Annotated in this window: 13 protein-coding genes; 8 read left to right on the top strand and 5 right to left on the bottom strand. The window is 62.4% G+C overall.

From position 1 onward, the window contains the following. Positions 1 to 5 precede the first annotated feature (5 nt). The 5 genes from ABDK11_RS12815 to map all read right to left on the bottom strand — a co-directional run bounded on the left by ABDK11_RS12815 (position 6) and on the right by map (position 6,030). Positions 6 to 350, bottom strand: coding sequence for an ArsC family reductase (locus ABDK11_RS12815; protein ID WP_346836902.1), 345 nt, complete (start codon positions 348 to 350; stop codon positions 6 to 8). Next, complete coding sequence (gene nth / locus ABDK11_RS12810) at positions 347 to 1,015, bottom strand: endonuclease III (RefSeq protein WP_346836901.1); 669 nt, start codon at positions 1,013 to 1,015, stop codon at positions 347 to 349. The genes ABDK11_RS12815 and nth overlap by 4 nt, the downstream gene beginning before the upstream one ends. A gap of 53 nt (positions 1,016 to 1,068) precedes the next feature. Continuing rightward, positions 1,069 to 2,241, bottom strand: coding sequence for a succinyldiaminopimelate transaminase (dapC, locus tag ABDK11_RS12805; RefSeq protein ID WP_346836900.1), 1,173 nt, complete (start codon positions 2,239 to 2,241; stop codon positions 1,069 to 1,071). A gap of 41 nt (positions 2,242 to 2,282) precedes the next feature. Then, positions 2,283 to 5,000: a [protein-PII] uridylyltransferase gene (locus ABDK11_RS12800; RefSeq protein WP_346836899.1), complete on the bottom strand. Its 2,718-nt coding sequence runs from the start codon at positions 4,998 to 5,000 to the stop codon at positions 2,283 to 2,285. A gap of 259 nt (positions 5,001 to 5,259) precedes the next feature. Continuing rightward, on the bottom strand, positions 5,260 to 6,030 hold the full coding sequence (gene map, locus ABDK11_RS12795) for a type I methionyl aminopeptidase (RefSeq protein ID WP_346836898.1): 771 nt from the start codon (positions 6,028 to 6,030) through the stop codon (positions 5,260 to 5,262). A 344-nt stretch (positions 6,031 to 6,374) separates the two neighbouring features. On the opposite strand from map, the gene rpsB reads away from it, so the two are divergent. The 8 genes from rpsB to rseP all read left to right on the top strand — a co-directional run bounded on the left by rpsB (position 6,375) and on the right by rseP (position 13,973). Beyond that, positions 6,375 to 7,124, top strand: a complete 750-nt coding sequence (rpsB, locus tag ABDK11_RS12790) for a 30S ribosomal protein S2 (RefSeq protein WP_346836897.1) — start codon at positions 6,375 to 6,377, stop codon at positions 7,122 to 7,124. 121 nt (positions 7,125 to 7,245) lie between these two features. Further along, positions 7,246 to 8,109 carry a translation elongation factor Ts gene (gene tsf, locus ABDK11_RS12785; RefSeq protein WP_346836896.1) on the top strand — a complete coding sequence of 288 codons (864 nt, stop codon included), beginning with the start codon at positions 7,246 to 7,248 and terminating at the stop codon, positions 8,107 to 8,109. Between the two features lie 153 nt (positions 8,110 to 8,262). Beyond that, positions 8,263 to 9,000 (top strand): UMP kinase, encoded by a 738-nt coding sequence (pyrH, locus tag ABDK11_RS12780; RefSeq protein ID WP_346836895.1) that lies wholly within the window; start codon positions 8,263 to 8,265, stop codon positions 8,998 to 9,000. After that, entirely contained in the window at positions 8,997 to 9,554 is a 558-nt protein-coding gene (gene frr, locus ABDK11_RS12775; RefSeq protein ID WP_346836894.1) for a ribosome recycling factor, read from the top strand. The genes pyrH and frr overlap by 4 nt, the downstream gene beginning before the upstream one ends. Beyond that, positions 9,554 to 10,315: a polyprenyl diphosphate synthase gene (uppS, locus tag ABDK11_RS12770; protein WP_346836893.1), complete on the top strand. Its 762-nt coding sequence runs from the start codon at positions 9,554 to 9,556 to the stop codon at positions 10,313 to 10,315. Before frr ends, uppS begins: the two co-directional genes overlap by 1 nt. A gap of 179 nt (positions 10,316 to 10,494) precedes the next feature. Beyond that, positions 10,495 to 11,346 carry a phosphatidate cytidylyltransferase gene (locus ABDK11_RS12765; RefSeq protein WP_346836892.1) on the top strand — a complete coding sequence of 284 codons (852 nt, stop codon included), beginning with the start codon at positions 10,495 to 10,497 and terminating at the stop codon, positions 11,344 to 11,346. A gap of 61 nt (positions 11,347 to 11,407) precedes the next feature. Then, positions 11,408 to 12,580 carry a 1-deoxy-D-xylulose-5-phosphate reductoisomerase gene (gene ispC, locus ABDK11_RS12760; protein WP_346836891.1) on the top strand — a complete coding sequence of 391 codons (1,173 nt, stop codon included), beginning with the start codon at positions 11,408 to 11,410 and terminating at the stop codon, positions 12,578 to 12,580. 37 nt (positions 12,581 to 12,617) lie between these two features. Beyond that, complete coding sequence (gene rseP, locus ABDK11_RS12755; protein ID WP_346836890.1) at positions 12,618 to 13,973, top strand: RIP metalloprotease RseP; 1,356 nt, start codon at positions 12,618 to 12,620, stop codon at positions 13,971 to 13,973. The last annotated feature ends 102 nt before the right edge of the window (positions 13,974 to 14,075 follow it).

The following is a 14,075-nucleotide window of genomic DNA, read 5'->3' as shown; positions in this document are numbered from 1 at the left end:
GATCCTTATTTCGTTATTTCTTCATAGGTGGCTTCCTTGAAGCCAAAACGGGTCTCGCTGCCGGAGACGGTGACCGGACGCTTGATCAGCGTGGGAGTCTCGCGGGCCAGGGAGAGGGCGGACGTGTTATCCATGCCGTTTTTCTGCGCATCGCTGAGCGCACGCCAGCTGGTGGAGCGCCGGTTCAGCACCTCCTGCCAGCCAAATTGTTCCAGCCATTCCTCGAGGGGAACCTGGTTGATACCGTCTTCACGGAAATCGTGAAAGCGGTATTCCACACCGTTTTTCTCCAGCCACTTGCGGGCTTTCTTGACGGTGTCGCAGTTCTTGATGCCGTAAAGGGTAATCATGCTTTTTTTGTCTTCTTCGGGTTCTTGCGGTTGGGGTAACAGGTGGTGCAGATCTCGCACACGGTGCCGTCGCAGCCGCGCGCGCTGCAGTACTCGCGGCCGTAAAAGATAATCTGCAGGTGCAGTTTGTTCCACTTGTCGCGCGGGAACAGTCGCTTCAGGTCTTTTTCCGTCTGTGCCACATTTTTGCCGCTGGTCAGCCCCCAGCGCTGGGCCAGGCGGTGGATATGCGTGTCCACCGGGAAAGCCGGATGACCGAACGCCTGCGACATAACCACGCTGGCGGTCTTGTGACCGACGCCGGGCAGGGTTTCCAGCGCCGCCATATTTTCCGGTACCTTGCCGTGGTACTCGTTGACGAGTATCTGCGACAGCTTGCTGATGGCCTTGGATTTCTGCGGCGACAGGCCACAGGGGCGGATCACTTCGCGGATCTTTTCCACCGGTACCCGCGCCATATCGGCTGCATTGTCGGCCAGCTGCCACAGCGCCGGGGTGACCTGATTGACGCGTTCATCGGTGCACTGCGCCGAGAGCAGTACCGCCACCAGCAGCGTATAGGGATCCGTGTGGTCGAGCGGTACCGGGGTCTCCGGATAGAGCGTCTCGAGTTTGTGCAGGATGAAATCGACCCGCTCTTTTTTTAATAAATTCTTGGCTGTCATTACTGGTAAATGCATCCGGTTTCGATCGCGGCGGTGCACCGCGATCGAGTGGGCTATTGGCAGAATTCCTTAATGCGCTTGGCGGCCTCGACACACTCCTCGAGCGTCGCCACCAGCGCCATGCGCACGTATTCAAGGCCGGGGTTGCTGCCGTCGGCTGCGCGCGCCAGGTAGGCGCCGGGGAGCACGGTAATGTGTTGCTGGCGGAACAGTTCACGGGCGAATGTTTCGCCGTCACCGACCCGCGGCCACAGATAGAAGCTCGCCTGTGGTTGTTGCACATCCAGGCAGCCGTCGAGAATCTCCAGCACCGCGGCGAATTTTTCGCGATAGAGCGCGCGATTCTGCTGCACATGCTGTTCGTCCTGCCAGGCGGCCGCGGAAGCGTACTGGGTCGGCAGCGGCATGGCGCAGCCATGGTAAGTGCGATAGAGCAGGAACTGCTCCAGGATGGCCGCGTCGCCGGCGACAAAGCCGGAGCGCAGGCCCGGCAGGTTAGAGCGCTTCGACAGGCTGTGGAAGACCACGCAGCGGCGGTAGTCGTGGCGGCCCAGTTCGGCGCAGGCCTGCAGCAGGCCGGCCGGCGGATTCTGTTCGTCGAAGTAGAGTTCCGAGTAGCATTCGTCGGACGCAATCGTGAAATCGTAGCGGTCTGCCAGTTCGATCAGCTGCTTCAGGTCGTCCAACTCCAACAGGCTGCCGGTGGGGTTACCGGGCGTGCAGATATACAGCAGGCTGCACTCGCGCCAGGCCTGCTCTGGCACGCTGGCAAAATCCGGCTTGAATCCGGTGGCGGCACTGCAGTTGATAAAGTGTGGGCTGCTGCCGGCGAGCAGCGCGGCGCCTTCGTAGATCTGATAGAAAGGATTGGGCATCAGTACCCGGCTACCCGGGGAAACCACCGCCTGGGCGAAGGCGAACAGCGCTTCGCGGGTGCCGTTGACCGGCAGTACCTGGGTGTCGGCACAGACACCGTGCAGCTGAAAGCGCTGGCTCAGCCATTCGGCAATGGCTTCGCGCAGGGTGTCCAGGCCTTTGGTCACCGGATAGGCGGCGAGCTTGTCGAGGTTGTCGATCAGTTCGTCGCGCACGAACGCCGGCGGCTGGTGCTTGGGTTCGCCGATGGATAGCGCGATATGCGTTTTGTCCACCGGTTCCACGCCCTGTTTCAACTTGGCCAGCTTGGCGAAGGGGTAGGGCTGCAAGTGTGCGAGGTTCGGGTTCATAGTGCGCTTTTCTTGTGTCGGTACAGAGCCTGGCGATTCGGCTATTTCGGCTGGCGGGTCTGGTGGGCATCCAGTTCCGCGCAGATGGCCTGTTCCAGCTCGCGGTTGGCAGCCTCGTCCAGCAGGGGTTCCCCGTCGGCGTCGGTGAGATGGAAAATATCCTCGACCCGTTCGCCCAGTGTCGAGATTTTGGCATTGTGCAGGCGCAGGTCGTGATCGATAAAAATGCGTGCGATGCGCGCCAGCAGGCCGGGGCGGTCCGCGCTGGTGATTTCCAGCGTGCTGTAAGTGTCGCCGGGATCGGTGGACAGGTGGGCGCGGGTCTCCAGTTCAAACATCTTCAGGCGTCTGGGCGTGCGTCGCTTGATGACCTTGGAGTAGTCCTCCACCAGAGCCAGCTCTTCCTGCAGCGTGTTGCGAATCTGCTCCAGGCGGCGCGGTTCGTCCAGCAGCGGCTGGCCGGATTCGTCCAGCACGTAAAAGGTGTCGAGGGTGTAGCCGGAGGCGGAGCTGTACAGGCGCGCGTCGTGGATGTCGAGATTGAGCATGTCGAGACCGGTGACCACGGCGGCGAAGACGTTGGCGCGGTCCGGGGTGTAGACGAACACTTCGGTGGCGCCGTCGTGTTCGCCGGGGCCGGAGTTGCGGGTCAGCACCAGGGTGTCGGTGGGTTTGGCCGCGTCACTGGCGCTGTGCAGCTGGTGGATGGCGGCGGTGTGCCAGGTGATGTTGTCGGCACTCTCGCGCACGAAGTAGTCCTCGCCCATCTGCGCCCAGATGTTGTCGACCGATGCCGTCGGCAGGCCCATGGCGCGCAGCATGTTGCTTGCCTGGCTGCGGGTTTCCTCGATGATCTCTTCGCGGTCGATGGGGTTTTCCAGCCCGCGGCGCAGGGCGCGGCGGGTAGCCTGGTAGAGCTGGCGCATCAGGCTGGCGCGCCAGCTGTTCCACAGTTCCGGGTTGGTGGCGTTGATGTCGGCCACGGTCAGCGCGTACAGATAATCGAGGTGTTCGCGGTCGCCGCAGGTGTGGGCGAATTCGTGCACCACTTCGGGGTCGGAGATGTCCTGTTTCTGCGATACCTGGCTCATCAGCAGGTGGTTTTCCACCAGCCAGCACACGAGTCTCCGGTCGCGGGAGGGCAGGTGGTGGCGGCGGCAGAAGGCGTCGGCGTCGACGATGCCCAGTTTGGAGTGGTCGCCGCCGCGGCCCTTGGCGATATCGTGATACAGACCGGCGATATACAGCAGCTCCGGCTTGCGCAGGCGCGAGAGAATTTCCGCGGCCAGCGGGTGTATCTGCCAGGCTTCGGGACTGCGGAAGCTGCGCATGTTGCGCACCACCTGCAGGGTGTGCGCATCCACGGTATAGATATGGAACAGGTCGTGCTGCATCTGTCCGGTGACGCGACCGAACTCCGGCAGGTAGCGGCCGAGGATACCGTAGCGGGTCATGCGCGACAGCTGCGAGGACAGGCCGCGCGGCGAGCGCAGCAGCTGCATGAACAGCTCGGCGTTGCGCGGGTCGGATCGGAAGTTGTCGTCGATCAGGTGGCGCTGCTCGCGGATCAGGCGGATGGTGGAGGCGCGCACGCCCTCGATTTTGGGGTTCTCCGCCATCAGGACGAAGATTTCCAGCAGTGCCGAGGGTTGTTCGACAAAGACCCTGGTCTGGGTGACTTCGATGGTGTCGTCGCGCAGCTGGAAGCGCTCGTTGATCGGGGTGACCGTCTGGCGCTCGCCGCGCTGCAGTATGGCTTCGTCGAGGAACTGCAGCAGCACGTCGTTCAGTTCGCGCAGCGCCATGACGATGCGGTAGTAGTTGTGCATGAACTGCTCGACGGCGAGCTGGGTGCCGCTGTCGATGTAGCCGAACTGCTTGGCCAGTTCGCGCTGGTAGTCGAACAGCAGCCGTTCCTCGGCGCGCCCGGCCAGCAGGTGCAGGCCGTAGCGTACCCGCCACAGGAAGTCCTCGCCGGACTGCAGGATGGCAAATTCCTCTTCGGTGAAAAATCCCTTGCCCTGCAACTGCTTGAGGGTGCGCACGCGAAAATAGCGCTTGGCCACCCAGCCGATGGTCTGGATATCGCGCAGGCCGCCGGGGGCGTTCTTGATATTGGGCTCGAGGTTGTATTCCGCGGCCTGCTGCTTGCTGTGGCGCTCGCGCTGTTCGGTGTATTTGGCGCTGAAGAACTTTTCCGCCGGCCAGATATTCTCCGGGCTCATGCGCTCGCCGAGTTCTGTGCGCAGGGTGTCGCTGCCGACCACGGTGCGGCATTCCATCAGGTTGGTGGCGACGGTGATGTCTTCGGCCGCCATCTCCAGGCACTGGTCGATGGAGCGCACCGAGTGGCCGATATCCAGGCCCAGGTCCCACAGGAAGGCGACCAGGCGTTCGATATTGTCGATGGCGCTGTCGGCGTCGCCGTCGGTCAGGATCAGCAGGTCGATATCCGAGTGCGGGTGCAGCTCGCCGCGCCCGTAGCCACCCACGGCCAGCAGGGTCACATTGTCCGGCCAGTCGTACTGAAACCAGGCGTAGTGGAGGATGCAGTCGACAAACAGCGCGCGCTCGTGCACCAGCGTGCGCACGTCCTCGCCTTCGCGGAAACGCTCGGCCATCTGGCGGTCGGCGCCGCCAATGGCGTCCTTGAAGATCTCCAGCGCCGGCTTGGCGCCGGCGGCTAAGGCGCGGCGGAAGCGGGCCTGATCGAAGAAGAACAGGGGGCGTTCGAAGTAGGGGGTGTTGGCCGGCTGCATCTTGTTTCCGTTCTGAGGGGCAATAGTGCCTGCTTGGAGCTCGGGGCGGCTCCGCTGCCGGTGGCTTTTTGCGGGACACGCGGTGAATACGTCCTTGTACGCTCTAATCGGCATCCATGCCTCATAATGTCCCGCAAAAAGCCACCGGCATCAGAGCCTTCGCGTCACGTGTGCGTAATCTTCCACTTCCATTCGTTAGGGTGCGTCGCGCGCACCATTGGCCGGTTGGTGTGCACAGCGCACCAGCGAGAACCGAGTGTTAAAAACTCTCTTCACCGCGCGCCGTCAGTACTTCCACGCCATCTTTGGTCACCACCATGGTGTGCTCCCACTGCGCGGACAGGCGGCGGTCCCTGGTGACTGCGGTCCAGCCGTCGCCGAGGACGCGGGTAGCGGCCTTGCCGGCGTTGATCATTGGCTCAATGGTGAAGGTCATGCCTTCCTCCAGCGCCATGCCGGTGCCCGGCTTGCCGTAGTGCAGGATCTGCGGCTCTTCGTGGAAGACGTCGCCGATACCGTGGCCGCAGAAGTCGCGCACGACCGAGTAGTAGTTCTTTTCCGCGTGTTCCTGGATCACATGGCCGATATCGCCGAGCGTGGTGCCCGGGCGTACGATCTCGATACCTTTGTACAGGCATTCCTGGGTGATCCGCACCAGGCGCTCGGCGTGAGCGGCGGGCTTGCCGACGAAGTACATCTTGCTGGTGTCGCCAAACCAGCCGTCCTTGATCACGGTGACGTCGATATTGATGATGTCGCCTTTCTTCAGGATCTTGTTCTCGGACGGGATACCGTGGCACACCACTTCATTAACGGAAGTGCAGATAGACTTGGGGAAGCCGCGGTAGCCGAGGCAGGCGGGAATGGCCTGCTGCACGTTGACTATATGGTCGTGGCAGCGTCGGTCCAGTTCCTCGGTGGAGACGCCGGGAACCACATATTCGCCTATCATTTCCAGTACCTCCGCGGCCAGGCGGCCGGCGGTGCGCATTTTGGCGATCTGTTCCGGTGTCTTGATGGCTGAAGTCATGCGTATCCCTGATTTGGTTGCCCTGATAATGGATCTGTAGCGGCGGGGCGGGCCCGCGAGGCGCGCTATTGTAGCGGATTGGGCGCCGTCGGTCAGCGGCCGGCGCCGCGCGCGGTGGGCGGGCTGAGCGATTATGGCCGGCAGTTCGCCACGGCCGGGCAGGAATGGCTGGCCTCCCGCTGTACAGTGTGGTATAAAGCGCGCCGCTTCGGGGTGCTCCCGGAGTGAACTTAAAGCCGCACACGCATCGGCACATGTGTCTGGGTGCTCCGCCCCGCAGCAGCGGGAGGGGTTGACGCATGGGATGTGTGGAGGACTAACCCGTACCAATTGAGGTTTAGATTATGCCGCAAGTCAGCATGCGCGATATGCTGCAGGCTGGTGTCCACTTTGGCCACCAGACCCGCTACTGGAACCCGAAGATGGGTCAATACATCTTTGGCGCCCGCAACAAGATTCACATTGTAAACCTGGAGCACACTGTGCCGGCGTTCAACGACGCCCTGCAGGTGATCAAGGGTATGGCCGCACAGAAGAAGAAGATTCTGTTTGTCGGCACCAAGCGCGCCGCGCAGAAGTCCATCAAGGAGCAAGCTGAGCGCGCAGGCCAGCCCTACGTCAGCAACCGCTGGCTGGGTGGCATGCTCACCAACTACAAGACCATCCGCGCTTCCATCAAGCGCTACCGCGATCTGGAAGCCCAGTCGCAGGACGGCACCTTCGAGAAGCTGACCAAGAAAGAAGCGCTGATGCGCACCCGCACCATGGACAAGCTGGAACGCTCCATCGGTGGTATCAAGGATATGGGTGGTCTGCCGGACGCACTGTTCGTGATCGACGTCGAGCACGAGCGCATCGCTATCCAGGAAGCCAACAAACTGGGCATCCCGGTAATCGGTGTTGTCGATACCAACAGCGATCCGGAAGGTGTGGACTACGTTATTCCGGGCAACGACGACGCCATTCGCGCGATCAAGCTGTACACCACTGCTGTTGCGGACGCCGTTCTGGCGGGTGCCGCTGACGCGGGTGCCGGCGCGCCGAAGAGCGAATACGTCGAAGCGAATGACGACGAAGCCGCTGCCGACTCTTAATTAGAGCAGTGCAGGGCGCAGTGGTGTAACACTGAGTGGTTACACTGCGAACTCGAAAAGGGGCCCTGAAATCGGCCCCTTTTTTCTAATTTCCAAGTTACAGAACCCCGAGGATTGAATCATGGCGATTACCGCGTCTATGGTAAAAGAACTGCGCGAGCGCACCGGCCTGCCGATGATGGAGTGCAAAAAAGCACTGACCGAGGCCGACGGCGACATCGAGAAAGCGATCGAAGATCTGCGCAAAGCCTCCGGCCTGAAAGCGGCCAAGAAAGCCGGCCGCACCGCCGCTGACGGCGTTGTTGCAGCCAAGGTTGCCGAAGACGGCAGCTACGGCGTGCTGGTTGAAATCAACTCCGAAACCGACTTCGTTGCCCGTGACGACAACTTCCTGGCGTTTGTTGGCAAGGTGGTCGACAAGGCCTTTGCCGATCGTCAGCAGGACGTTGCCGCGCTGATGGAAGGTGAGCTGGAACAGACTCGCGAAGCGCTGGTCCAGAAGATCGGCGAGAACATCGGTGTGCGCCGCATCCAGCTGGTAGAAGCGCCGGTCGTTGGTGCCTACGTGCACTCCAACAACCGTATCGCCTCTCTGGTCGCTCTGAGCGGTGCCGATCAGGAGCTGGCTAAAGAAGTCGCCATGCACGTGGCCGCGGTCAACCCGCAGGTGAACAAGCCGGAAGACATGCCGGCCGAGCAGCTGGAAAAAGAAAAGGACATCATCAAGGCGCAGCCGGATATGGAAGGCAAGCCCGCCGAGATCGTCGAGAAGATGATGGGCGGCCGTATCAAGAAGTTCCTGAAGGAAAACAGCCTGGTGGAACAGCCCTTCGTCAAGAACCCGGACCTGAGCGTAGGCAAGCTGGTGAAGGATGCCGGTGCTGACGTCGCTGGCTTTGTCCGCTTTGAAGTGGGTGAAGGCATTGAGAAAGAAGAGGTGGATTTCGCAGCGGAAGTTGCCGCGCAAGTTAAATCCTCTTCCTGATCGCCTTGCGGCCGCCTGCGGGCGGCCGACCGCAGTGGGGTGCCTTCGGCTGGCTCAAAAAATGAGCTGTGTCGGGGCACCCCTCTGTGTAATTGACCGAAATTGTTGTAATGTTCGGCGGCAATGCCTGCCTGCGTAAGAGAGGACCCGAGGATGCCTGGAGTTAAAGACCGCAAGTACAAGCGAATCCTGTTGAAGCTCAGTGGTGAGGAGCTGATGGGGGATCAGGGCTTTGGGATCAGCCCCAAGGTGCTGGACAAGATGGCATTGGAGATCGGGCAGCTGGTGGGTATCGGTGTGCAAGTTGGCCTGGTGGTCGGCGGTGGCAACCTGTTTCGCGGTGCGGCGCTGCACGCGGCGGGTCTGGATCGCGTGACCGGTGACCACATGGGCATGCTGGCGACAGTGATGAACGCGCTGGCACTGCGCGACGCACTGGAGCGCTCGAACATCTCCTCGCGCGTGATGTCCGCCATCCAGATGAGCGGTATCATCGACCACTACGACCGCCGCGCGGCGATTCGTCACCTGGAGCGCGGGGAAGTACTGATTTTTGCCGCCGGTACCGGCAACCCCTTCTTTACCACCGACTCCGCCGCGTGCCTGCGCGGGATCGAAATCGAAGCGGAGCTGGTACTGAAGGCGACCAAGGTGGACGGCGTCTACTCTGCCGACCCGGTGCTGGAGCCGAGCGCAACCCGCTACGACACCCTGACCTACGACGAGGTGCTCGACAAGAAACTCGGCGTAATGGATTTAACTGCAATCTGCCTGTGCCGCGAGCACAATATGCCCGTGCGCGTATTCCGCATGGACAAGACCGGCGCGCTGCTCAATATCGTAGTGGGCGGCGAAGAGGGCACGCTAATCGAAGAGGAAGTGAAACAGTGATCGAAGATATCAAGAAAGACGCAAAGGTCCGTATGGGCAAGGCGCTCGATGCGCTGGGAACCAACTTCAACAAAATCCGCACTGGCCGCGCGCACCCGAGTATTCTCGATGGAATCCATGTGTCCTATTACGGCTCCGACACGCCGCTGGCCCAGGTTGCCAATGTCAACGTAGAGGATGCGCGCACCCTGAGCGTGACTCCGTGGGAAAAAAACCTGGTGCCGGACATCGAGAAGGCCATCATGAAGTCCGATCTCGGCCTCAACCCGAGCACAGCCGGTGCCGTGATCCGCATTCCGATGCCGATGCTGACCGAGGAAACCCGCAAGAACTTTATCCGCCAGGCGCGCGGCGAGGCGGAAAACGCGCGCGTGTCCATCCGCAATATCCGTCGCGATGCGCTGGCAGACGTGAAGGCGCTGGTCAAGGATAAGGAGATCTCCGAGGACGACGAGCGCCGCGCCAGCGACGACATCCAGAAGATTACCGACCAGTTCGTTGCAGACGTCGACGGCGCTCTGGCGGCCAAAGAAAAAGACCTGATGGAAATTTAATGGCTTCCAGAGGTTCTGCTGACAGCGCGCAGTCTGCACCGCTCCCGCGCCACATTGCCATCATCATGGACGGCAACGGGCGCTGGGCGGCGCAGCGCAGTCTCCCTACCACTGCCGGTCACAAGGCCGGTGTCGAGCGTATTCGCGACCTGATCTCCGCCTGCAAGGAGCGCGGTGTGGAAGCGCTCACCCTGTTCGCCTTCTCCAGTGAAAACTGGCAGCGCCCGCCCAAAGAGGTGGAGCTGCTGATGAGCCTGTTTCACTCCTACCTGCGCAAAGAGGCGCGCCGCATGCAGGAAGAGGGCGTGCGGTTGAGGGTGATTGGCCGGCGCGACCGCTTTTCCGCGCGGCTGCAGCGCGCCATCGCCGAGGCCGAGGAAATTACCTGTGCGGGCACGCGAGGCAATCTGGTGATCGCCGCGGATTACGGTGGCCAGTGGGATATTGCCCAGGCCGCACGGGCGATGGCGGAAGAGGTGGCTGCCGGGCGGCGCACGCCCGAGTCCATCACCGAGGAGACCCTGGCGGATTATATGCAGCTGGCGGATTTGCCGCCGGTGGATCTGCTGATCCGTTCCAGCGGTGAGCAGCGCATCAGTAATTTTATTTTGTGGCAGGCCGCCTACAGCGAATTCTATTTCACGGATACACTGTGGCCGGATTTCGGTGTCGAGGCGCTGGATGCGGCCATTGGCGCCTTTCAGCGACGCGATCGCCGCTTCGGCGGCCGCTCGGGAGGTGGGCTGGCCGCGCAGGCCTGATTCCCGCCGGATGACTATCGGGAGGCGGAGGTGCCGGTGCAGCGGGTGGAGTGTCCCGGCGGCACCGTAACCGCAATACCGCGGCGGAGATGAATTCCCCGCAACAACATTATCTTGTACCCTGCTTCCGCCCAGTGTGTGGGCGGAGCGACTGGAAACCGATTAAAAAGGGTTTAACGGTGCTAAAACAAAGAATAATTACCGCGCTTGTGTTGGTGGCCCTGTTTCTCGGGGCGCTGTTTCTGATTCCGATCCAGTGGTTCGCGCTGGTCACCGTGGCAGTCATCCTCATTGGTGGCTGGGAGTGGGCGAATCTGTCCAATCTCAATCGTGCCCTGCGCTTCGTGTTCCTGGCCGTGCTCGGTGCGGCGCTGGTGGGCACGGCGCAGTACGTCTTTGCGATGGATTTCTCCAGCCCGAATACCGATAACGCGCGCCAGATCCTGGCGGTCGCGTGCGGCTGGTGGGCGCTGGCGTTCCTGTGGGTGCAGAGCTACCCGGCCAGTGCGATGCTGTGGGGCAACCGCTGGGCCCGCGGACTGATTGGCCTGGTGGTGCTGGTGCCGGCGTGGCTGGCGGTCGTGCTGCTGCGCGGACTGCACGGCGGCGATGGCGCCTGGCTGGTGCTGTTCGTGGTGGCTGTGGTCGTGGCGGCCGATGTGGGTGCCTACTTCGTCGGGCGCCGCTTCGGCAAGCACAAGCTGGCGCGAGAGGTCAGCCCGGGCAAGTCCTGGGAGGGCTTCTTCGGCGGCCTGGGTGCCTGCCTGATCCTGGCGCTGGTCGTATCGGCCATGTTCCACCTGCCGCTGAAAAATACCATTCTGTTTTCCCTGGGAGTGCTGGTGACTGCACTGGCGTCCGTGATTGGTGACCTGGTGGAGAGTATGTTCAAGCGCCACCGGGGTATCAAGGACAGCAGCCAGATACTGCCGGGGCACGGCGGTATCCTCGATCGACTGGACAGTCTCTCCGCGGCACTGCCGGTCTTCACCATGGCGGCGTTGGCCAGCGAGCTGCCGTCCTATCTGTGACCGCCTGCGATTGGGTGACGTGCGCCGCTGGGGCCCGATGGTCCGATTTTTGAGGTAATTCATGCAAACCATCACTGTCCTCGGTTCCACCGGGTCCATCGGCGTCAGCACCCTGGACGTGCTGGCGCGGCATCCGCAGCGCTATCGTGTTTTCGCCCTGACCGCGCATGAGCGTGTTGCCGAGCTGGCCCAGCAGTGCCGCCGTTTTGCGCCGCGCTACGCGGTGGTGGCGACCGACACGGGTGCGGCTGAGCTGCGCGCGCTGCTGGCAGGTGAGGACCTGCCCACCGAGGTGCTCTCTGGTGCCGAGGGTCTCTGCCGCGTGGCGGCCGACCCCGGCGTGGACGCGGTGATGGCGGCGATTGTCGGTGCTGCGGGCTTGCGTCCGACGCTGGCGGCGGTGGAGGCGGGCAAAAAAGTCCTGTTGGCCAATAAAGAAGCGCTGGTAATGGCCGGTCCGGTCTTTCTGCGCGCGCTGGCGGCTTCCGCGGCCCAGCTACTGCCGATCGATAGTGAGCACAACGCCATCTTCCAGTGCCTGCCACAGCCCTGTGCCGATCTGGAGGCCGCCGGTGTCGACCGGATCCTGCTTACCGGTTCCGGCGGCCCCTTTCGCACGCGAGCGGTGGATGATTTGCGCCGCGTGACTCCGGATGAGGCCTGCGCCCACCCCAACTGGTCCATGGGGCGCAAAATCTCGGTGGATTCCGCCACCATGATGAACAAGGGCCTGGAGTTCATCGAGGCCTGCCTGCTGTTCAATGCCCGCCCGGATCAGATCGAGGTGGTGGTCCACCCGCAAAGCATCGTGCACTCGATGGTACAGTATCGCGATGGCTCGCTGCTGGCGCAGATGGGCAACCCGGATATGCGCACACCGATCGCCCACGCGCTGTCCTTCCCGGAGCGTATCGACAGCGGCGTTGCGGCACTGGACCTGATTGCGCAAGGGCGGCTGGACTTCGAGAGCCCGGACATGGAGCGCTTTCCATGCCTGCGCCTGGCGCGGGAGGCGATGGATGCGGGCGGCAGCGCCCCCACGGCGCTGAACGCGGCCAATGAGGTCGCGGTTGACGCGTTTCTGCAGGGCCGGTTGGCGTTTACTAGTATTGCCGCTGTAATCGAGCGGGTGATGAAAATGGTGGAGCCGGTTGAACTGACCGGCCTGGACGCAGTCGAAACTGCGGATCGAAATGCACGCAACCTGGCCCGGGAGGTTCTCGGGGCCCTGTGAGGGGCGGTTGCAGAGATTAGTGAGTTTGTAGCGGGATATGGACTTTATTCAAACGGTAATCTGGGCCCTGGTGGCTCTCGGAGTGCTGGTCACCTTTCACGAGATGGGTCACTTCCTGGTGGCGCGTGCGTGTGGTGTCAAGGTGCTGCGTTTCTCCGTTGGGTTCGGGCGTCGCCTGCTGTCCCGCCACGATCGCCATGGCACCGAATTTACCCTGGCGGCGATCCCGCTCGGGGGCTACGTCAAGATGCTCGACGAGCGCGAGGGGCCGGTGCCGCCCGAGGAGCTGCACCGCGCGTTCAATCGCAAGAGTGTATGGGCGCGTATCGCGATTGCCGCGGCCGGCCCCATCGCCAACTTCCTGCTCGCTATTCTGTTGTTCTGGTTTGTGTTCATGGGCGGTACCGCCGGCCCCGTCCCCATTGTCGGGTCGGTGGAGCCCGGCAGCCTGGCTGCGCGCGCGGGCCTGGAGCCGCAGCAGGAAATCGTCGCTGTGGACGGACACCCGACTCCCACCTGGCAGGCGTTGAACTGGCGTCTGGCCAACCGGCTTGGTGACACCGGTACCATCGAATTTACCCTGCGCTATCCCGGCTCGGAGCTGGAGTACCTGAGTGGGGCGGATATTGACCAGTGGCTGTCCGGGCGCGAAGTACCCGACCCGCTGAAAGAGCTGGGACTCGAGCTGTGGACGCCGCCGATCAGAATGATCCTGGCGCAGGTCAACCCGGACACGCCCGCTGCGCGGGCGGGATTGCAGGCCGGCGATAAGATCCTCGCCACTGATGACCGCGTCTTCCAGAGCTGGGAAAGTTGGACCGAGTATGTGCGCGCGCATCCTGAAGAAACCATGCAGGTGGAAGTGGAGCGTGACGGCCAGCGCTTGACGCTGCCGGTCACCCCGGAGCTGGTGACGCTGGATAGCGGCGAGCGCATCGGCCGAATCGGCGTCCTGCCGCAGGGTTCGCCGTGGCCGGATGACAAGGTGCGCACTTACCGCTACGGTATCGCCGAGGCCTTCGCCAAGGGGCTGCAGGAGACCTGGGACAAAACCCGGTTTACCTTCATCAGCCTGAAGAAACTGGTGTTCGGCCAGCTCTCGACCAAGAACTTGAGTGGTCCTATCACCATTGCTAAAGTGGCCGGCACTTCAGCGCATGCCGGCTGGCAGTCATTTCTGTCGCTATTGGCGCTGCTCAGCATCAGCCTCGGTGTTCTTAACCTGTTGCCAATCCCCGTGCTCGATGGCGGGCATCTCCTCTACTACGGTATCGAGGCCGTCAAGGGCTCGCCGGTATCGGAGCGGGTGCAGATGATCGGTCTGCAGGTGGGAATGGCGCTGGTACTCGGCATTATGGGGCTGGCGCTATACAACGATATTGTGCGTTTGTAGGCGGTTACTGCCGCCAATGGCCTCACCGGCGGGAATTCCGCGGGGGAGGGTGGCCCGAAGGGCCGGGGGAGTGGCGCAGCGCGCACTACCCGTCGTTTGGAA

Origin of the sequence: Microbulbifer sp. SAOS-129_SWC (assembly GCF_039696035.1) — a bacterium.
Taxonomy (GTDB): Bacteria; Pseudomonadota; Gammaproteobacteria; order Pseudomonadales; family Cellvibrionaceae; genus Microbulbifer.
This window is presented reverse-complemented; position numbering and strand designations above follow the sequence as displayed.